The 19,015-nt window shown below is 63.3% G+C and carries 17 protein-coding genes and 1 tRNA gene; 9 read left to right on the forward strand and 9 right to left on the reverse strand.

Annotated elements, in window-relative coordinates; genetic code table 11:
* Positions 1-158: 158 nt before the first annotated feature.
* Positions 159-2,543 (reverse strand): heavy metal translocating P-type ATPase, encoded by a 2,385-nt coding sequence (locus tag ACCAA_RS20495; protein WP_186409105.1) that lies wholly within the window; start codon positions 2,541-2,543, stop codon positions 159-161.
* Between the two features lie 81 nt (positions 2,544-2,624).
* On the opposite strand from ACCAA_RS20495, the gene ACCAA_RS20500 reads away from it, so the two are divergent.
* From ACCAA_RS20500 to cobA, 4 genes are all read left to right on the forward strand, one after another.
* The gene (locus tag ACCAA_RS20500) at positions 2,625-3,062 is read left to right on the forward strand and encodes a Cd(II)/Pb(II)-responsive transcriptional regulator (RefSeq protein WP_186409106.1); all 438 of its coding nucleotides are present in this window, start codon (positions 2,625-2,627) and stop codon (positions 3,060-3,062) included.
* A 67-nt stretch (positions 3,063-3,129) separates the two neighbouring features.
* The gene (locus tag ACCAA_RS20505; protein ID WP_186409107.1) at positions 3,130-3,399 is read left to right on the forward strand and encodes a metal-sensing transcriptional repressor; all 270 of its coding nucleotides are present in this window, start codon (positions 3,130-3,132) and stop codon (positions 3,397-3,399) included.
* A gap of 10 nt (positions 3,400-3,409) precedes the next feature.
* On the forward strand, positions 3,410-4,534 hold the full coding sequence (locus ACCAA_RS20510) for a nickel/cobalt efflux protein RcnA (RefSeq protein WP_186409108.1): 1,125 nt from the start codon (positions 3,410-3,412) through the stop codon (positions 4,532-4,534).
* Positions 4,535-4,717: 183 nt separating this feature from the next.
* A complete protein-coding gene (gene cobA, locus ACCAA_RS20515) occupies positions 4,718-5,512 on the forward strand; it encodes a uroporphyrinogen-III C-methyltransferase (protein ID WP_186409109.1) in 795 nt (264 codons plus the stop codon).
* A gap of 242 nt (positions 5,513-5,754) precedes the next feature.
* On the opposite strand, the gene ACCAA_RS20520 is transcribed toward cobA, so the two are convergent.
* Positions 5,755-5,841, reverse strand: a tRNA-Leu gene (locus ACCAA_RS20520).
* 122 nt (positions 5,842-5,963) lie between these two features.
* Between ACCAA_RS20520 and queA the strand changes: the two genes are divergently transcribed.
* From queA to pdxH, 4 genes are all read left to right on the forward strand, one after another.
* Complete coding sequence (gene queA / locus ACCAA_RS20525; protein ID WP_186409110.1) at positions 5,964-7,040, forward strand: tRNA preQ1(34) S-adenosylmethionine ribosyltransferase-isomerase QueA; 1,077 nt, start codon at positions 5,964-5,966, stop codon at positions 7,038-7,040.
* Positions 7,037-11,245, forward strand: a complete 4,209-nt coding sequence (locus ACCAA_RS20530) for an SNF2-related protein (protein WP_245754708.1) — start codon at positions 7,037-7,039, stop codon at positions 11,243-11,245. The genes queA and ACCAA_RS20530 overlap by 4 nt, the downstream gene beginning before the upstream one ends.
* A 429-nt stretch (positions 11,246-11,674) precedes the next feature.
* Complete coding sequence (locus ACCAA_RS20535) at positions 11,675-11,821, forward strand: hypothetical protein (RefSeq protein ID WP_186409111.1); 147 nt, start codon at positions 11,675-11,677, stop codon at positions 11,819-11,821.
* Positions 11,822-11,866: 45 nt separating this feature from the next.
* Complete coding sequence (gene pdxH / locus ACCAA_RS20540) at positions 11,867-12,505, forward strand: pyridoxamine 5'-phosphate oxidase (protein WP_186409112.1); 639 nt, start codon at positions 11,867-11,869, stop codon at positions 12,503-12,505.
* 49 nt (positions 12,506-12,554) lie between these two features.
* Here pdxH and ACCAA_RS20545 read toward each other — a convergent pair whose 3' ends face one another.
* The 7 genes from ACCAA_RS20545 to ACCAA_RS20575 all read right to left on the reverse strand — a co-directional run bounded on the left by ACCAA_RS20545 (position 12,555) and on the right by ACCAA_RS20575 (position 17,838).
* Positions 12,555-12,995, reverse strand: a complete 441-nt coding sequence (locus ACCAA_RS20545) for a hypothetical protein (RefSeq protein WP_186409113.1) — start codon at positions 12,993-12,995, stop codon at positions 12,555-12,557.
* A gap of 68 nt (positions 12,996-13,063) precedes the next feature.
* Positions 13,064-13,765: a tRNA (N6-threonylcarbamoyladenosine(37)-N6)-methyltransferase TrmO gene (gene tsaA / locus ACCAA_RS20550; protein WP_186409114.1), complete on the reverse strand. Its 702-nt coding sequence runs from the start codon at positions 13,763-13,765 to the stop codon at positions 13,064-13,066.
* Between the two features lie 97 nt (positions 13,766-13,862).
* Entirely contained in the window at positions 13,863-14,237 is a 375-nt protein-coding gene (locus ACCAA_RS20555) for a sirohydrochlorin chelatase (RefSeq protein WP_186409115.1), read from the reverse strand.
* A 4-nt stretch (positions 14,238-14,241) separates the two neighbouring features.
* Positions 14,242-14,943, reverse strand: a complete 702-nt coding sequence (ubiG, locus tag ACCAA_RS20560) for a bifunctional 2-polyprenyl-6-hydroxyphenol methylase/3-demethylubiquinol 3-O-methyltransferase UbiG (protein ID WP_186409116.1) — start codon at positions 14,941-14,943, stop codon at positions 14,242-14,244.
* 77 nt (positions 14,944-15,020) lie between these two features.
* Positions 15,021-15,701: an OmpA family protein gene (locus ACCAA_RS20565; protein ID WP_186409117.1), complete on the reverse strand. Its 681-nt coding sequence runs from the start codon at positions 15,699-15,701 to the stop codon at positions 15,021-15,023.
* Between the two features lie 76 nt (positions 15,702-15,777).
* The gene (locus tag ACCAA_RS20570; protein WP_186409118.1) at positions 15,778-17,103 is read right to left on the reverse strand and encodes a TRZ/ATZ family hydrolase; all 1,326 of its coding nucleotides are present in this window, start codon (positions 17,101-17,103) and stop codon (positions 15,778-15,780) included.
* A gap of 66 nt (positions 17,104-17,169) precedes the next feature.
* Complete coding sequence (locus ACCAA_RS20575; protein WP_186409119.1) at positions 17,170-17,838, reverse strand: OmpA family protein; 669 nt, start codon at positions 17,836-17,838, stop codon at positions 17,170-17,172.
* A 366-nt stretch (positions 17,839-18,204) separates the two neighbouring features.
* On the opposite strand from ACCAA_RS20575, the gene ACCAA_RS20580 reads away from it, so the two are divergent.
* A complete protein-coding gene (locus ACCAA_RS20580) occupies positions 18,205-18,963 on the forward strand; it encodes an SIR2 family NAD-dependent protein deacylase (protein WP_186409120.1) in 759 nt (252 codons plus the stop codon).
* Positions 18,964-19,015 lie beyond the last annotated feature (52 nt).

Consider the following 19,015-nt stretch of genomic DNA (forward strand, 5'->3'; position numbering starts at 1 on the left):
CGTGACCACGTCGCTCCAACACCCGTCCCTCCGCATACACGCCCGCACTTTTTGAGAAGTTACAGTCACTCCTTCTAAGTGCTTGATTTGCTGTACACCACGCGGAGTGACTTCGGGGCGATTTGCGGCCGGCGGCCCGATTACTTCGCTAACCCGGCCTACAACCCTGCAACACTCGTTTCGTCCCGTAGCGCCTGGCGAAAATGCCCTAGCAGGCGCAGCCCGTTGAACACCACCAGCAAGCTCGCCCCCATGTCTGCGAATACCGCCATCCACAACGTGGCGTGGCCGGCAATCGCCAGCCCGAGGAAGACAACCTTGATGCCCAGTGCCAGCGCGATGTTCTGTTTCAACACCGACCCGGCACGTCGGCTCAGGCCGATGAAGGCAGCGATCTTGCGCGGATCGTCGTCCATGATCGCCACGTCGGCCGTTTCCAGCGCGGTCGCGGTGCCGGCAGCGCCCATGGCAAAACCGATGTCGGCTCGCGCCAGCGCCGGCGCATCGTTCACACCGTCGCCGACCATGCCCACCGCGCCATGACGTTCTCTGAGTTCAGCGACGGCGGCCTGCTTGTCTTCCGGCATCAGGTTGCCGCGTGCGACTTCGATACCGAGTTGATCAGCGATCGCTCGCGCGGTAGCCGGGTTGTCGCCGGTCAGCATCACCGCTTCGACGTGCAGCGCTTTGAGATCCGCCACCGCCTGCCGGCTCTCGGCCCGAAGCGCATCGGCGACGCCGAAAATGGCCACCGGACCACTGACTGCACAGAGGACTACGGCGGTCTTGCCGGCATTTTCCAGTTCAGCCAGGCGCGCTTCGAGTGCCGGCGAGCAGACTCCCAGTTTTTCGACCAGGCGATGATTGCCCAGATGCCAGGACGCTCCGTCGATACTGCCTCTGACGCCCCATCCGTTGAGCACGGCGAAATCGTCGACCTTCAGGGTCTTGGCGTCGCGCTGCCTTTCTCGCCAACCGTTGACCACGGCTTGCGCAACCGGATGCGTGCTGTGCTCGTCGAGGCTGGCGGCGATCAACAACGCTTGCTCGATCGGCAGGTCACCGAAAGCCGCCGCATCGGTCAGCACGGGTTTGCCCCGGGTAAGCGTTCCGGTCTTGTCCAGCGCCACGACCTTCAGCAGTCGGCCTCCTTCGAGGTAAGCTCCGCCCTTGATCAGGATGCCGTGCCTGGCTGCCGCTGCCAACCCGCTGACCACGGTCACCGGAGTCGAGACGACCAGCGCGCATGGACAGGCAATCACGACCATGACGAGTGCCTGATAGAACCACTCCGCCAGGGTGCCAGCGAAGAGCAGTGGGCCAAGCACGACCACCAGGACTGCCAGGGCGACCACCGTGGGAGTGTAGTATTGGGCAAAACGATCGACGAAACGCTGTGTTGGCGCGCGTTGGGATTGCGCGTTCTGGATGGCGGCAGCGATGCGAGCCAGGGTGCTGTCGCCGGCCGTCGCCGTCACGGTCGCCTCGATGACCCCATCGGTGACTATGCTTCCGGCGTAGAGCGCGTCGCCGACCTGCTTGTCTACCGGCAGACTCTCGCCGGTGATTGGCGCCTGATCAAGCGCGGCGCGGCCGTATTCGATGCGTGCATCGAGCGGCACGCGTGCGCCGGTGCGAACCCGGATGCGGCTGCCGATCGCGACCGCGGCCACGGGCCGTTCCTGCCAGCCATCGGCGACCTTGACCTCGGCCGTTTCCGGCGCCAGCGCGGTCAACGATTTGATCGCCTTGCGCGCCCGTTCCAGCGACAGGGCCTCGATGGCTTCGGCGACGGCGAACAGGAAGACAACCATCGCCGCTTCCGGCCACTTGCCAATGATCACCGCGCCAGCGACAGCCAGCGACATCAGGAAGTAGATATTGACGGTCAGATTCCTGAGCGCGATCCAGCCTTTCCTGAGCGTTGGCAGGCCGGCGCTCAGAATCGACAGCGCTGCCAGCGCCATCACCGGCCAGGCTGTTTCCTCCCCGGTCGTCCAGGCGAGGCCTTCGGCAGCCACCGCGGCCAACCCGCTGATGGCCAGCAAGCCTGTCAGTCGACCACTCAGGGCTGGGGCCAGCGGCGCTGCCGGCGCGCCGGCTTCGAGCAGGCTGGGAGCCATGTCCAGTGCCACGAGCGCGGCGCCGATCGGCCCGCTGTCGGCCAGCCGGTGGTAGACCGTCAGTTCCCGATCGAGCAGATCGAAGTCCAGGCGGACGACCCCGGGCATCGTTTCGAGTCGTTTGCGGATCAGCTTTTCCTCGGTCGGGCAGTCCATCTTGTCGATGCGGTAGCGCACCCCGCTGGCACCCTCGGGCGGCGGGTTGTTCCTGGCAGGCGCTGCGCCCTGGCCGGCGTCCGTGCCGGCGGTGCAGCACGCATGGGCATGATCATGGTGGCCGACGTGGCGGTGATCGTTAACAGCGTCATCGGTGTCGCGATGCTCGTGCCGATGTTCATCGTCGTGGTCTGCGCCACAGCGCTGCTCATTGCCCTGGACGTGCAGAAGGATTACCGGTTGGGGCTTGGGGTGTTGAGTCATGGCGGCATACCTCCGGGAACGGTGCGCTCATTCAACAGTCTGTAGTGGGTACAGGGTCAAGGACTTTTTGAGGTGGGCGGGATGAGAATTGGCGAATTGGCACAACGCAGCGATTGCGACGTGGAAACGGTGCGCTTTTACGAGCGCGAAGGATTGCTCGACCTTCCCGACCGCGAGGCCAACGGTTATCGTCGCTACAGCGAAGCACACCTGGTACAGATCAAGTTCATTCGCCACTGCCGCTCGCTCGGCATGGGACTGCATGACGTGCGCCGCTTGCGCAGCTTTCAGGCCAACCCCGAACTGGCCTGCGACGAGATCAATCAGTTGATCGACGGACAGATCGACCTTATTCACCAGCAGATCGATTCACTTCGCTTGCTCGAACGACAACTGCACACCCTGCGTGAGACCTGTCACGCCAATCAGAAAGCCAGTGAATGCGGGATCATGCGCAATCTGGCACGCGCGGCAGAGGGAGAAGACTGCTCGTGCCATCCCGCGGACGGCGCGCACTGAAGCACTGAACCGCTCTCCCTGCCCATCAAACTTGACGTATCCTATCCTGGGGGATAGGATACGTCGCATGAGCACACACACTTCCCATCCGGAAATCATCAAGCGTCTGAAGCGCGCCGAGGGGCACCTCAGAAGTATCGTCGGCATGCTTGAGGACGGCCGCAAATGCCTGGACATCGCCCAGCAACTGCAGGCCGTAGAAAGCGCCGTCGGCAACGCCAAGAAGACGCTGGTGCACGACCACATCGATCACTGCCTTGAACAAGCGGTTCGCGACAGCCCGCAAAGCGCGGACGAAACCATCCGTGAGTTCAAAGCGATCACCAAATACCTGTGAGGGAAACCCGATGACCCCTTTTGCCACCCTGCTGGCGCAGGGCACGACCAGCGCCTGGCTGTTCATCCCCAGCGCGATTCTGCTCGGCGCGCTGCATGGCCTCGAACCCGGCCACTCGAAGACGATGATGGCCGCTTTCATCGTCGCCATTCGCGGCACGGTGGCGCAAGCCATTCTGCTCGGGTTGGCGGCGACGATCTCGCATACGGCAGTGGTGTGGGTGATCGCGCTTGGTGGGATGTACTTCGGCCAGAAATGGGATGCAGAAACCAGCGAGCCTTATCTCCAGGTGGCGTCCGCAGTGTTGATCATCGGCGTCGCATTGTGGATGATGTGGCAGACTTGGCGGCAACAGCAATTTTCCGGGCAAGGCGATGACCACGATCACGACCATCATCACGACGAGAGCAAACGAATCGACACCGGCCACGGGGTGGTACGGCTCGATGTATTCGAGGACGGCGTGCCGCCGCGCTTCCGCATGTTCCGCGAAAACGGGCGCGGCCACACCTGGACAGCCGATCAGGTGAGGATCGAGACCGAGCGGCCGGACGGTAGCCGGCAGACATTCAGCTTCGTCCAGCGCGCTGGCTTCGTCGAGTCAGAGCAGGAGATTCCCGAGCCGCACGCCTTTGTCGCCCGTCTGCGCCTGGGCGATGAGCAGCACAGCCATGACTATGACCTAGAGTTCGTCGAGCACGACCACCCTCAGCACGCGATCAAGGATTACGAAGGTCTGGACATATCGGCACCCGGCTACCAGGACCCGCACGAACTTGCACACGCCAATGACATCCGCCACCGTTTCGCCAACCGCGAAGTGACGACCGGGCAGATCATCATGTTCGGACTGACCGGCGGTTTGATCCCCTGCCCGGCTTCGATCACCGTACTGCTTCTGTGCCTGCAACTGAAGGAAATCACGCTTGGCGCGACGCTGGTCCTGTGCTTCAGTATCGGCCTGGCCTTGACCATGGTCCTTTCCGGGACGCTGGCGGCCCTGAGCGTCAAGCACGTTTCCAGGCGCTGGAGCGGTTTCGGCGAGTTCGCGCGCAAAGCGCCGTACTTCTCCGGCGCGCTGATCCTGCTGGTTGGTTTTTACCTGGGCTATCAAGGCGTGCACGCGCTGGCCTGATCCGGTCAGCATGCTCATCACTGCTCTCGTTGTACTCGCCCGGCAGGATGCCCGGCGCACCCTGATTTTCTTGACTCAAGTCAATCATTTCGCTGGCTGCGCCGAGTAAATCCACATTCCAGTTGAAAAACCCTGGCTGAGGCGCTTATGCTTGCACCTCGGTCAACAGTGGGAAGCAAAGGAATGAGTCAAGTGCCCTCGTCACAGGCGGTCGGGACCGTGTACATCGTCGGTAGCGGGCCGGGGGCACTGGATCTGCTGACCCTGCGCGCCGCCCGCCTGATCGGCGAAGCCGATGCGATCGTCTACGACCATTTGATTGCCGAAGGCGTGCTTGACCTGGCACGTCCTGACGCCGAGAAGATCTACGCCGGCAAGCAAAGTTCGAAACACGCCGTCCCGCAGAACGAACTCAATCGGCTGTTGGTCCGTCTGGCGCGTGCGGGCCACAACGTCGTTCGCCTCAAGGGTGGCGACCCCTTCGTTTTCGGGCGCGGCGGCGAAGAGATCGAGACCTTGGTCGAGTCTGGAATCCCGTTCGAGGTGGTTCCCGGAGTGACGGCCGCCGCCGGTTGCGCGGCTTATGCCGGCATCCCTCTGACCCATCGCGAGCACGCCCAGGCAGTCGCCTTTGCCACCGGCCATCTCAAGGACGGGACGATCAATCTCGACTGGCCGTCGCTCGCCCGCCCCCGGCTGACCGTCGTCTTCTACATGGGCGTTGGCGGCCTTGCCGAGATCTGCCGCCAGATGATCGCGCACGGCCTCCCGCCAGACCACCCGGCAGCGGTCGTACAGAACGGAACGACCAAGCGTCAGCGCGTGTTGACCGCCGATCTGGCCACCTTGCCGGCGAAAGTCGAAGCGGCCGGAATCAGATCTCCCGCCCTGATCATTGTCGGCACCGTGGTCCGCCTGCAGCAGAAACTGTCGTGGTTTCGACCGTCATCGTCGCACGACTTCCATAGGGAAGCGTAACGTTCTGATTTCTTGAAGGCCATCGCCTATTCTCTGGGTGCCCAGTGCCGGGCACCGGAAGGCGGTCAGCTTACCGCATGGGCGGAATTGGACATGTGCCGATGGCGGGTGGGGTGTAGAATACTGCCGCTTCAACTACTCAAAAGGCTCGAAAACCTGTGGAGAAGTGGCAAATCAATCGCCGATTTACACCTGCCCGATTTACAGTGGCCCCTTTGAAAGCCCTGTGCTGCTTGTTGCCTTGGTGCCGAGAGGGGGAATCGAACCCCCACGATGTTTCCATCGGCGGATTTTGAGTCCGCTGCGTCTACCGATTCCGCCATCTCGGCTTGGGCGCGCAGTTCGCACGCCGGAAGAGTGGCCGATTATCGCTGATTCTCCGGCCGCCGACAAGCTGATTGGGCATCATTGCCCGACCCGAAAGGCCACCCCTTCGCAGACCAGGTTTGCCATGCTCACGCTCGACGATTTCGACTTCGATCTGCCCAGCGCACTGATCGCCCAGCATCCGACGGCCGAGCGCACGGCCAGCCGCCTGTTGCAAGTCACTGACCAGGCCTTGCATGACCACCGCTTCGGCGACCTTCCCGAACTGATCGCTGCGGGCGATCTGCTGGTTTTCAACGATACGCGTGTGATCAGGGCGCGCCTCTTCGGGCGCAAGGAAAGCGGTGGCCGGATCGAAGTGCTGATCGAACGGATCAGCGACGCTCGCCACGCGCTGGCGCAGATCCGCGCCAGCAAGTCGCCGAAGCCGGGCAGCCGGATTCTTCTCGAAGACGCGATCACGCTGATCGTTCGCGAGCGCAGTGGCGAGCAAGGCGAATTCTTCGCCCTGGAACTTGCCGGCGAGGGCGATCTGTGGGCCTTGATCGAAAAACACGGGCGACTTCCCTTACCCCCCTATATCACCCACGCCGCCGGCAGCGACGACGAAAAGCGTTATCAAACCGTATTTGCCCGCCATCCAGGCGCTGTTGCGGCGCCGACTGCCGGCCTGCATTTCGACGACGCCCTGCTCGCGCAACTTGGTGAGCGTGGCATCGAGGCCGCCTGGCTGACGCTGCATGTCGGCGCCGGCACCTTTCAGCCGGTGCGCGTCCACTCCGTCGCAGAGCACCGCATGCACGCCGAGCGCTTCGAGATTCCACCGGCGACGATCGCCGCCATCGCCCGCACACACGCGCGCGGCGGCCAGGTGATCGCCGTCGGGACGACCAGCCTGCGTGCGCTCGAAGCGGCCGCGCAGGGCGGCGAACTGCACGCCGGTCCTGCCGAGACGGACATCTTCATTACCCCCGGCTACCCGTTTCGGGTCGTCGACCGGCTGATCACCAACTTCCATCTGCCAAAATCGACGCTGCTGATGCTCGTCTCGGCCTTCGCCGGAATGGACGCGATCCGTTCCGCCTATCGGCACGCGATCAGCCACGGCTATCGCTTCTTCAGTTACGGCGACGCGATGTTCCTGGATCGCCGTGAGTCCCCACGCGCAGCCCTTTCCGATCTCTCGAACACCTGCCAATGAACAGAACGATACTCAATGTTGCCGCCCTCGAAGCACTCGACCGGCGCGGACTGCGACCCGACACGCACAAGGTGGCGCTGGGCAGTGCGCTGCTGTGGACTTATCGAACGCCGACCGAGCTGCAGCGCCTGATGAGTCTCAGCGGCCTGCCCACCACTGAGACCAAGAGAGTATTCTCAGCCACCGATGTGAAAGTTGCCCTCAGCGAGCTGCGGCGCAAGGACCTGCTGGTCGACGACCCGACACGCCCCGCTGCCTGCCAACTGGTGGACTCACTGCGCGTACCGCTCTACAGACAGTTGCTCGAGACCCACACGGGTGACCGCCTGGCGCGCATGGTCGTTGAAGCCGATTCGATCGACCCGACGCGGTCCTCGGCAGGTTTCTACGGGCCCATGGGCGGCATCCCGACGACCATCGCCTACGTCCGTGCCAAGTTCTTCTCCGGTGCGCCGAGCGACGAGTTGACGCAGATCAGGAACACCGTCGCGCGGTCGATGGAGTGGGGCCCGATCCTGACGCGAGCCATCCTGTTCGGCTTTGACGGCCCCAGCTTCGAGCGCATAGAACCTCAGTGGCGCTGGCAGGCCGCTGCTCAGGCCGTGGGCACCATTTGCCTCTACTGGTCGAGAGACTTCGATCTTGTCGCTGACTGGGCTTTTGATCAACTGGCACAGCATCCCGAGCAGTTGACCCCGGGTCTGCGCGAGGTGCTCGCCGATCTGGCACTGCAACGCGGTGATGTCGCTGCGCTGGAGTCGGCGCTGGCCGGACTCGACAGCAGCCTGACGGCCGTCCTGCGCGCGGCACGATTGGTCATCGACGGTCAGTGGGCAGCCGGGCAGGCAGCCTTTGAAGCGGCTCTGAAGCAGCGCAAGAGCGAATTCAGTGGCCACAAACGCCTTCTGCCGGACAGCGTCGCCTGGCTCTATCCATTGGCGCTGCTCGCCCAGCAGACGCCCAGACACCTGGAGCTGGCGCGCAAGTTCTGCCTGACCGAGTCCGGCAGACGCGAGCCCGACGCATACGACCGCTGGGGACGCTGGGCACACGCCACTGATGTCCGTCTCGGCAAGACAGCGATTGTCAGTCCCGCTTTCCGGCCCATGCGCACGGCACCCTCCCGACCGACAATCGACTCGCTGTGGCCGATTCTGTTGTCGGCCTGGATCGGCAGCGAGCTGCTCTCGCCCGGCGACTCCGGGCTGCCGGCGGTCGAGTGGCGCGAAACGATCGAGTCGCTGCGCGGCGAGTTGACCCAGCGCCGGCTCAAGACGATGCTGCGCATGCTCGACGGAGCGCAGGCCGTGCTCGAAGGGCGCGACCCACCCAGAGGCTTCTTTGTCGCCGGTCCCGGTGAACAGTGGAGAGAGATCCTCATCGCCCTGCAAGCGCTGGCCGGCGAGCAGCCAGCGGACGCTGGCGGCGGAGAAACGACGCGTGTGCTGTGGGCCGTCGAGGTCGGCCAGCAAGGCGAGCTGCTGACCATCAAGCCGCTCGAACAGAAACGCGGTCCGCGCGGCTGGAGCCGCCCGAAAGCCCTGAGCCTGGCCAGAATCGCCGGCAACGAGCAGTTGCCGACCTGGGATAGCAAGGTCGCGCGGGCACTGCGCGCCGACTACGGCTACAGCAATCGCTACCACCTCGATCTGGCGGCGGCCATCGTCGCTCTCGTCGGTCACCCGTGCGTGGTCCTGGTGCAGGCGCCGGGACAGTTGGTCGAGCTGATTGAAGCGCCGCCGGAACTTGAACTGGTACGCCAGGGTGACCGTTTCGTGATGCGCATCGAACCGCCGCTGCGACCGGCAGTAAAAGCGCTGGCCTACTATCCGCTGAGCACCGAAGAGCGGCGCGAGGCCGAGGCGCTGAGTTTGATCACGCTCGTTCCGGACGGACCGCAACGCCTGCGACTGGTGCGCTTCTCGGCTGCCCAGCGGCAGGCCGCCCGACTCGTTTCCGGCCGCTTCGCCGTGCCGACCGACGCGCCGGAGGCACAGCCCGAACTCGACAAGACCCTGCGCGCACTCGCCGGGCATTTCCAGGTGCATGCCGATTCGGCGCAGGCGACCCGACAGGTGAGCAGCGATGCTCGCCTGCACGCCGAGCTCTCGCCGATGGGCGACGCCCTCTCGCTGCGCCTGGTCGTCGCGCCGCTCGGCCCGGAAGGACCGCGATTGCCGCCAGCCAGCGGCAGGATCCGCCTGATGGCCGTGCACGGCACCGAAACGATTGGCACCGAACGCGACCTGACCGCCGAACGCCGCAATCTCGAAGCGGTGCTTGACGCCCTGCCCTTCCTCGACAGCAGTGGCGACGTCAGCGAGTGGCTCATCGAAGACCCGGAACAGGCGCTCGGCCTGGTCGAAACGCTGCCCACTCTACCGGCGATTGCGGCGGTCGAATGGCCCAAGGGCAAGAACGTTCGCGTCGTCACCGTCGACACCCGCCAGCTCGGCGTACGCGTCAGCCGCGAGCGCGACTGGTTCCGCCTGTCGGGACAGGCGACGCTCGACGAAGGACTGGTCGTCCAGCTCGAAACCCTGCTCAGCGCGGCGCGCGAAAAAACGCGTTTCGTGCCCATGGGCAATGGTGTCTATGCGGCGCTGACGCGTTCGCTGAAGCAGAAGTTGAGCGATCTGGCAGCCGTGCTGGAAACCGACAAGGACGGCGCCAAGGCGCCGACGATTGCCGCCGCCTGGCTCGATGAAGTCCTCGACGGCACGGATACCCAGGCCAGCAAGGAGTTTCGCCAGGCCATCGACCGCCTGCGCCAGGCACAGGCCACCGAACCGAAGCTGCCAAGCCTGCTGCAGGCCACGCTGCGACCGTATCAGGAAGACGGCTACCAGTGGGCGATTCGCCTGGCGACCGCCGGCATGGGCGGCTGCCTGGCCGACGACATGGGCTTGGGCAAAACTCTGCAGGCGCTCGGCGTCCTGCTCGAGCGCGCCGCCGGCGGAGCGGCGCTGGTCATTGCGCCGACCTCGGTGTGCGGCAACTGGCTGGCCGAAGCGCAGCGCTTCGCACCGACCCTCAACGTGCGCATCTACAGCGAAGCAGGCGACAGCGAACGCGAGGACCTGGTCACCAAGGCCGGACCGCAGGACGTGCTGATCGTCTCCTACACCTTGTTGCTCCTGGCGCAGGAACGTTTCGCCGGGCGCAACTGGCACACCCTCGTCGCCGATGAAGCACAGGCGATCAAGAACGCCGCCGCCAAGCGCTCGCAGGCGGTCTTCGACCTCGACGCTGACTTCCGCCTGGCAATGACCGGAACGCCGGTCGAAAATCGACTTGCCGATCTGTGGTCGATCATGCGCTTTGTGAACCCTGGGCTGCTCGGCACGCTCCACCGCTTCAACGAACGCTTTGCCGGCCCGATCGAACGTAACCGCGACCGCGAGGCGCAGCATGTCCTCAAACGTCTGGTCGGCCCCTTCATCCTGCGGCGAACCAAGTCCGAAGTGCTCCAGGATCTGCCGCCACGGACCGAACTGATCCTGACCGTAACCCCGGAGGCGGCCGAAGCGGCGCACTATGAAGCACTGCGGCGTGAAGCGGCGAAGGAGATCGACGCGACGCTCGATGGCGCACCCGAGGCGCAGGCACGTTTCAACATCCTGGCGCAGCTCACGCGCCTGCGCCGCGCGGCCTGTGACCCACGCCTGTGCAGCCCGGAATTCGGGATTACCGGCGCCAAGGTGCAGGCCTTTGCCGAACTGGCCAGCGAACTCATCGCCGGCGGCCATAAGGCACTCGTCTTCAGCCAGTTCGTCGATTTCCTGCAGGTGTTGCGCGAGCCCCTCGACGAAACAGGTGTCCGCTATCAGTACCTCGACGGCGCCACCCCGGCCGCCGAGCGCAGCCGCCGCGTTGCCGCCTTCCAGGCCGGCGAAGGCGATCTGTTCCTGATCAGTCTCAAAGCCGGCGGCTTCGGCCTCAACCTGACCGCCGCCGACTACGTCGTGATCACCGACCCGTGGTGGAACCCGGCAGCCGAAGACCAGGCCATGGGTCGCGCGCACCGTATCGGGCAGTTGCGCCCGGTCACCGTCTATCGACTGGTGACCAAGGGCACCGTCGAGGAGCGCATCGTCGACCTGCACCACGAAAAACGCGCCCTCGCCGACAGCATTCTCGCCGAAGGCGAAGCCAGCGCCTTGCCCTCGACCGAGGATCTGGTGGCGCTGATCCGCGGGGAATAGATCGACCACAGGACCGTGGCCCGGATGCTGCGGATACGGAATTCGCGGCCGAAAAGCGGTGATGTGGAAGTCCACTGAGCGCTCGCGACTCTTGATACTTGATAGCGCTTGTCACCGCACGCCTTTGGCGCAATGCGCATTGCTTGTTGCGCCCTACGCGACCACTGCTCGCTGACCCATGCCACCGCATCCGTTTCGCGACCTGTCTTGGAACAGCCTGGAGGAGCCCCGCGCCGGTACTTTCGCTCTGCGCCATGACGGCTGAGATATGCTCACGCATGGGCTGAGCTTTTATCGTTTGCCGCTATCACCACGACGAACTATAGTCGCTTCATGGGCGTTCAGATGCTGCGATTCACGCCAGACGGGGACTATCGAAAGCCGGCATCCACCGCAACGAAGCCATTCACAAGCAAGAGGAGAAGGAAAATGAGAGCAGAAACACCGGGTTTGGCGGCCGCTTTTTCGGTCTTTGTCATGGTTGCCTGTTTATCCCTGCCAGGCGCAGGTTTGCTGGTCAATTGGCTCACGGGCCAGCGCAGCAAGGCAACGCCGAGCGACAACGCTGCCGTTTAGGCCGCCAGGGCGCCCGGTTCTCACCAATTCTGCGCTGTACGCGCGATGACCAGTCTAGCTGCCTTGCGAAAAAGCTACGAACGCGCCGAACTCAGCGAGGATGCGTCGCACAGCGACCCTCTCAAGCAGTTCGAGGAGTGGCTTAGCGCAGCGATTGCTGCGCGTGTGCCCGAGCCGAATGCCATGACCCTGGCCACGGTGGGCGCCGACCTTCGCCCATCCACCCGGGTGGTGCTGATCAAGGGCTTCGATGAAAAGGGCCTCACCTGGTTCACCAACTATGACAGCCGCAAAGGGCGGGAATTGGCTGGCAATCCCTGGGCAGCACTGCAATTCCACTGGGTCGAACTGGAACGAGTGGTGCGCATCGAAGGCCGGGTTGACAAGGTCAGCGATGCGGAAAGCGACGCCTACTTCGCCAGCCGCCCACTCGACTCGCGCATTGGTGCCTGGGCCAGTCCGCAAAGCCAGGTCATCGCCGGCCGCAGCGTGCTGGTGGCCAACGCCGCTCGCTATGGCGCCCGGTTCCTGCTCCACCCTCCGCGCCCGCCGCACTGGGGTGGCTATCGCCTGCAGCCCGACACCTGGGAGTTCTGGCAGGGCAGGAAAAGCCGTTTACACGACCGCCTGCGCTACCGGCTCGACAGCGACCGGCACTGGCTTCGCGAACGGCTGGCGCCCTGATGCGCTGCGGCCTACCACCGGTGGGGCAGGGCAAGGCAAGGGGCTAGTGCTAGTTGTTGACCGGAGCGACCTTCTGCCACACGCTTGGACACTGGGTGACTGCCGGATAGTAAGCACCCTTTTCCCGGCAGTAATACCAGTAGCCAGGCTCTAGCGCCCGCCCGGGGGACACCAACGGAGCGATCACTTCGTCTCTCTCGACGTAGACCACAGGTGGCGGCACAGCGATCACTTGAGGATAGATCACCGGCGGTGCGTAATAGGCCGGAGGTCCCCACGCCCCCCAGTACAAGGGGGCACCCAGATACACCCCGACGCCCGGGCCACGATAGCCCCATCCGCCTCCGTAATAGCCCCCGCGCGGCCCGCCGTAGCCACCGACGACGACAGCGCCAGACCCCTGGTAGGGGCCACGCCACCCGCCATCGGCCTGAACCAGCATCGGTTGAATGAGGGCCAGCAAGAGCAGCGCGCTGATCGAAGTTTTCATGGAATGCTCTCCCGTATGATGACTCGCCATGAGTTGACAGTGGTCGCCGGATTTCGTCACCATCCGTTTCACTCGGCAGTCGCCGGAACGATCGCCTCGACGATGGCTTGCCTCGCGCTACAGCGCCACTTGATTTCCAGATCGTAGAGCCGAAAGCCATATAGCCGCCGCGGATCGTCAGCGTAGGCAGGACGAGGATCCTGTGCCAGCAGCTCGCGCAGCAGCGTCTCCAGATCGGGCCAACGCGACTCGTGCTGGCACAACTGGGGCAAGGCCTGCGCACTGAAAGCGACCGCCAGAGTTGACGGTGGTCCGTCCACATAACCGGCGCGTGCAGCCGGCTGGCTGTCGACAAACGGGATGTAAGGCTTGATATCCAGTACCGGCGTGCCGTCCAGCAAGTCGACACCGCCAAAGGTAAGCAGCACGCCGTCGCGCGTGTCAATGGCCAACAGTTCGACCAGCGACAAGCCCAGTGGGTTGGGGCGAAACGGGCTGCGGCTGGCGAAGACGCCGACCCGTTCATTGCCGCCGAGGCGCGGCGGACGAACGGTGGGGCTCCACCTGCCGGCTGTCCGATGGAAGATGAAACTGAGCCAGACATGCGAAAAAGCCTCCAGCCCACGTACCGCCTCGGCTCGATCATAGGGTCGCAGGAGGCGCAGGCGGCCGCGAGCATGCGGTGCCAGCCGCGGCTGTCGGGGAATGCCGAAGCGGTCCCGAAACGGCGTCGCCAGATAGCCGATCGGTGAGAACGTGGCCTCAGGCACCGCCGCCGTCACTCGCGACCGACGGCGCTGGCGAAAGCTGCGCCTTGCCGGCAAGCAACTTGCTGATCGCAGCGTCCGCCATGCCCATCGTGACCCGCTAGACGCCGGCGATCGTCAGCGCATGTCTGGCCATCGCCTGCACGATGGACTCGGCCTCACCAACCGCCGCAGCTAGTTCAAAGCGCGCTTGCGGGTTGCGCTCGCGCAAGTCATCAAGCAGAAGCGGCACGTCGCGCCTCAGATGGCCACCCCGAGCGATAAACATCGGTAGCACGACGATACGTTCGAAACCCTCGTCCAGCAGCGCTTCGGCGCACTCGCGCAAGGCCGGCGTCATGAACTCGAGGAAAGCGAGTTCGACTCGCAGTTCGGGAGCCTGGTCGCGCAGCGCCGCGCAGACACGCTGCATCGGGTCAGCCCATTCCGGATCACGGGCGCCGTGTGCAAAGAGGACAAGCGCTGTTCTTGACATGTGGTCAGCCATTTTTTACGGTATGCAGGAGGTAATTCACGTCGGTGTCTTGGCCAAGAGCATATTTACCGGTAAAGGGATTATAGGTCATCCCGCGCAAGTCACACGGATCGAGACCAGCCATCCTTGCCCAGCGCAGAAGCTCCGAAGGCTTGATGAACCGGGCATAGTCATGGGTGCCCTTCGGCAGCATCTGCAGCACGTATTCGGCGCCGATGACGGCAAACAGGTAGGCTTTCGGGTTGCGATTGATCGTCGAGAAGAAGACGTGCCCGCCAGGTTTGGTCAGCGCCGCACAAGCGGCGACTGTACTGGCCGGATCGGGAACGTGTTCGAGCATTTCCATACAGGTGACGACATCGTAGCCGCTGCCGTTCTCGGCAGCCAGTTCCTCGGCGGCGATCTTGCGGTAGTCAACACTTCGCCCGCTCTCGAGCAGGTGCAGGCGAGCAACATTCAGCGCCTTGTCGGAAAGATCGATGCCGGTGACCGTCGCACCTCTCGCGCACATTGCCTCGGAGAGCAGACCACCGCCGCAACCGACGTCCAGAACGCTCTTGCCGGCGAGTTTGCACTGGCCGTCGATCCACTCCAGACGCAAGGGATTGATGTCATGCAGCGGCTTGAAATCGCTACTCGGATCCCACCAGCGATGGGCAAGCTGGCTGAATTTCTCGAGTTCGGTCTGATCAGCGTTGAGGGCCATACCTGCGGTATCCTTGACGAGAGGCAAAAAAAACAAAAAAGCCCTGCCGAGACAGGGCTTCGCGTGCCGCTGGCGGATTACTTGGTGCCGATGAGTTCGATGTCGACACGACGGTCAGGCTGCAGGCAGGCAATGACCTTCGGGCTCGTCTTGCCGAGGCACTGATCAGGCTTGGTGACCGGATTCTTCTTGCCCTTGCCTTCGGTGTAGACACGGTTCGCTTCGATTCCCTTGCCGACCAGGTATTGCTTGACCGACGCAGCGCGCTGCTCGGAGAGTTTCTGGTTGTAGGCATCGGTTCCGATGCGGTCGGTGTGACCAACGGCCAGGATGACTTCGAGCTTGAGTTCCTTCGACTTGGCGACCACTTCGTCGAGCTTCTTCTTGCCTTCCGGACGCAGCGCGGACTTGTTGAAGTCGAACAGCGCATCGGCAGCGATGGTGATCTTGTCACCCGACGGCTTCGCTGACGGCGCAGCGGCCGGCGCGGCCTTGGCGATCACTGCCGGCTCGCAAACCTCCTTCGGAATCAGATCCTTGTCGCACTTGCAGCCGGCCGGGTCTCGGGCGGCACCGGCTGGCGTCCAGAACCCTGTGCGCCAGCAGAGGCCATTGCCACTGACGACCACTTCACCGCGCTGATCGATCACGTACACCCTATCCAGAGGAGCCGAAGTCTGTGCCTGAGCCAGCGAGACGCCGAAGCCGAGAGTGGCGGCGAGCAGGGCCATAATGGAGTTTCTTGCAGTTGTGTTCATCTAGGTTTCCCTCGTTAGTTGGAGCTTGCGAAACGGATCCGCATAGCCGGTTATGCCTCGTTGTCGACTGAACTCATCACGGACGAATTTTATTTTGCCACAAGAGCGCCAGCTTTATCAATCCAGGCGCGTTGTTTTCAACCAGTTGCCCGTTTTCAACGCGTATCCGGCCCGCCACCCATACGTCAGAAACATGCTCCCGGCCTACTGCGTAGGTCAGGTGCGAGACCGGGTCGTAGCAGGGAGCGAGGGCAATATCGTTGAGACTGACGGCGCACAGGTCGGCATACTTGCCCACTGCGATGGAGCCGATGTCCGCCTCGAGACCAAGAGCCCGAGCGCCCCCGAGCGTCGCCATGTGCAATACACGGTGGGCATTGATGGCATCGGCACGCCCACTTTCTTCCTTGGCCAGCAACGCGGCCAGGCGCATTTCCTGAAACAGGTCGAGACGATTGTTACTCGCGGCGCCGTCTGTACCGAGACCGATGTTGATCCCTCTCGCAGACAGTGCGGTGATCGGTGCAATGCCACTGGCAAGCTTGAGATTCGAACTTGGACAATGAGCGACCGAGCATCCATGCTGCGCCAGCAATTCGATTTCCTCGGCGTTGACGTGCACCGCGTGCACGGCAATCAAGGCCGGACTCAGCAAACCCAGCCGACGAATGCGCTCAATCGGGCGCATGCCGAAACGTTCCATGCTGTCGTTGATTTCATGCGCCGTTTCGTGCAAATGGAGGTGAATCGGCAAGTCGATTTGCTCAGCGAGTGTCAGCACCCTGGCAAAACTCCGCTCGCCGACCGTGTATGGCGCATGCGGGGCGAGGCAGAACGACAACAACGGCTCGTCGAGGCGCTGGTCGCGAACGGCGAGACCTTTGGCAAGATAGTCATCCGCATCAGCCGCGTAGTTGCTCGGAAAGTCGACGGTGATCAGACCTATCGCGGCGCGGATTCCTGAGGCGAGCGCTGCGTCAGCCGCGGCGCCGGGGAAGAAATACATATCGTTGAAGCACGTGATGCCACCGCGCAACATTTCGGCGCAGGCCAGCCGGGTGCCGTCATGGACGAACTGCGCCGAGACGTGCTGTGCCTCGGCCGGCCAGACGTGATGGTGCAGCCACTCCATCAGCGGCCGGTCATCGGCAAGACCACGGAGCAGGGTCATCGCGGCATGCGTGTGCAGATTGATCAGCCCCGGAATCAACACATGCTGGTCGAGCCGCTTGCGCTGGCGTGGCGAAAAGCGGGCTGCGACCTCACTCTGCGGGAGAACGTCAAGGATCCGGCCGTGATCGATGGCCACCGCGTAGTTCTCGAGAACTGCCTCAGGCGGATCGACGGGGACCAGCCACCGCGCCTCGATGACCAGGTCGACAATTTCCACAGGCGCCATCATTGCGCTCACCGCTCGCAGAGCCTAAAAAAAACCCCGCCGAAGCGGGGTTTTTTCACATGGCCGGAATTACTTGGTGCCGATGAGTTCGATGTCGACACGACGGTCAGGCTGCAGGCAGGCAATGACCTTCGGGCTCGTCTTGCCGAGGCACTGATCAGGCTTGGTAACCGGATTCTTCTTGCCCTTGCCTTCGGTGTAGATACGGCTCGCTTCGACGCCCTTGCCGACCAGGTACTGCTTGACCGACGCAGCGCGCTGCTCGGAGAGTTTCTGGTTATAGGCATCGGTTCCGATGCGGTCGGTGTGACCAACGGCCAGGATGACTTCAAGCTTGAGTTCCTTCGACTTGGCGACCACTTCGTCGAGCTTCTTCTTGCCTTCCGGACGCAGAGTCGACTTGTTGAAGTCGAACAGCGCATCGGCAGCGATGGTGATCTTGTCACCCGACGGCTTCGCCGACGGGGCGGCGGCCGGTGCGGCCTTGGCGATCACTGCCGGCTCACAGACTTCCCGCGGAATCAGATCTTTATCGCACTTGCAGCCCGCCGGATCCGTAGCTGCCGCGGCTGGCGTCCAGAACCCCGTGCGCCAGCAAAGGCCGGTACCGCTGATCACGACTTCGCCGCGCTGGTCGATCACGTAGACGCGATCAGCAGCGGTTTGGGCCTGTGTAGCGCCAGCGGCCGCGAAAAGGCCGATAGAGGCCAGTAGGGTGGTGATGATTTTCGATTTCAAGATGTTCCTCCTCGATTAATTTCTGTTGGGTCCAAATGCGTGTGATGCGATGCGATTTTTGCGCAGTGAGGAGATTTAAGCATACAAACTTGTTTTGCTTCAACCATCGGTTTGGCATTGTGTCGCATTTATACAACGAACCGTCCGTAAAACGTCGTTCGCTGGAGCGAATGGGCGACTGCAGATCCCCAGCCGGTGCACGGCGGTGGCCCAGCGCGGCGCACGCGCGCGCTTCCCGCGTATCCTCGTATACTTGCCTGCTTGCATCTTTGCATCTTTGCTGCTGAATCCTGCGCAACGGGTTCGGAAGCCGGTACGCCGTGCGTTCGTGCGGCTCAGAAACAGGGAGGAACCAAGGAGAGCCTCATGCCATCACCCAGCCTGGAGTCGGTCGCTCGCATTCTGCACGAGGTACGCCAAGCGCGGGAAATCGTCGTCTTCTCGGGCGCCGGGCTGTCTGCGGACAGCGGCATTCCCACCTTTCGCGATGGCTCAACCGGCTTGTGGAACAACGTGGACCCTGACGAAGTCGCCAGCATTGAAGGCTTCTTGCGCCAACCGCGGGTGGTCTGGGACTGGCTGCTGCAACTGAAGCACCTGGTCGATGACCGGAGTCCGAATGCAGGTCATCGCGCGATTGCCAGGCTTGAGGAAATCTGTGCGACGAAGCGGCTGACCATCATCACCCAGAACATCGACGGCTATCATGCGCGTGCAGGGAATGATGACGTACTCGAAGTCCATGGCACGATTCATCGGCTGCGTTGTCATCGGCGCTGCGGCTTCGTTGCCGTCTGGCAGCAAGACGCCGTCGAACCTTTTCCTTGCCCCGACTGCGGCGGCCCGGTGCGGCCCGACCTGGTATTGTTCGGCGAGGCGCTCGATGAGGAAGTATTTGCCGCTGCCGAACTACGCAGTATCAATGCTGATGTCTTCTTCTGCGTCGGCACGTCGTTCACCGTCCAACCTGCCGCCCGCCTGCCGCTCTGGGCAAGAAGCTCCGGTGCGACGGTGGTGGAAGTCAATCCCCACCCGACGCCTCTCTCGGACGCCGTAGATTACTCGATTCGTAGCGGCGCCTCGCAGTTCTTCAGTGCGCTGTGCGCTCGGCTCGATCACGTATAATGCCCCCCTTTCGCTGCCTTGCCTTGACCAGCCTGCGCAGATCCCATCAGCT

This window comes from Candidatus Accumulibacter aalborgensis (genome assembly GCF_900089955.1).
In the GTDB taxonomy this organism is placed as follows: domain Bacteria; phylum Pseudomonadota; class Gammaproteobacteria; order Burkholderiales; family Rhodocyclaceae; genus Accumulibacter; species Accumulibacter aalborgensis.

Excerpts from the sequence above, each read along its gene's own strand:
- ACCAA_RS20510 (WP_186409108.1), top strand. The coding sequence starts at position 3,410 with ATGACCCCTTTTGCCACCCTGCTGGCGCAGGGCACGACCAGCGCCTGG.
- ACCAA_RS20555 (WP_186409115.1), bottom strand. The coding sequence starts at position 14,237 with ATGTCAAGAACAGCGCTTGTCCTCTTTGCACACGGCGCCCGTGATCCG.
- ACCAA_RS20535 (WP_186409111.1), top strand. The coding sequence starts at position 11,675 with ATGAGAGCAGAAACACCGGGTTTGGCGGCCGCTTTTTCGGTCTTTGTC.
- pdxH (WP_186409112.1), top strand. The coding sequence starts at position 11,867 with ATGACCAGTCTAGCTGCCTTGCGAAAAAGCTACGAACGCGCCGAACTC.
- ACCAA_RS20505 (WP_186409107.1), top strand. The coding sequence starts at position 3,130 with ATGAGCACACACACTTCCCATCCGGAAATCATCAAGCGTCTGAAGCGC.
- ACCAA_RS20495 (WP_186409105.1), bottom strand. The coding sequence starts at position 2,543 with ATGACTCAACACCCCAAGCCCCAACCGGTAATCCTTCTGCACGTCCAG.
- ACCAA_RS20565 (WP_186409117.1), bottom strand. The coding sequence starts at position 15,701 with ATGAACACAACTGCAAGAAACTCCATTATGGCCCTGCTCGCCGCCACT.
- queA (WP_186409110.1), top strand. The coding sequence starts at position 5,964 with ATGCTCACGCTCGACGATTTCGACTTCGATCTGCCCAGCGCACTGATC.
- ACCAA_RS20570 (WP_186409118.1), bottom strand. The coding sequence starts at position 17,103 with ATGATGGCGCCTGTGGAAATTGTCGACCTGGTCATCGAGGCGCGGTGG.
- ACCAA_RS20530 (WP_245754708.1), top strand. The coding sequence starts at position 7,037 with ATGAACAGAACGATACTCAATGTTGCCGCCCTCGAAGCACTCGACCGG.
- cobA (WP_186409109.1), top strand. The coding sequence starts at position 4,718 with ATGAGTCAAGTGCCCTCGTCACAGGCGGTCGGGACCGTGTACATCGTC.
- ACCAA_RS20580 (WP_186409120.1), top strand. The coding sequence starts at position 18,205 with ATGCCATCACCCAGCCTGGAGTCGGTCGCTCGCATTCTGCACGAGGTA.
- ubiG (WP_186409116.1), bottom strand. The coding sequence starts at position 14,943 with ATGGCCCTCAACGCTGATCAGACCGAACTCGAGAAATTCAGCCAGCTT.
- ACCAA_RS20500 (WP_186409106.1), top strand. The coding sequence starts at position 2,625 with ATGAGAATTGGCGAATTGGCACAACGCAGCGATTGCGACGTGGAAACG.
- ACCAA_RS20545 (WP_186409113.1), bottom strand. The coding sequence starts at position 12,995 with ATGAAAACTTCGATCAGCGCGCTGCTCTTGCTGGCCCTCATTCAACCG.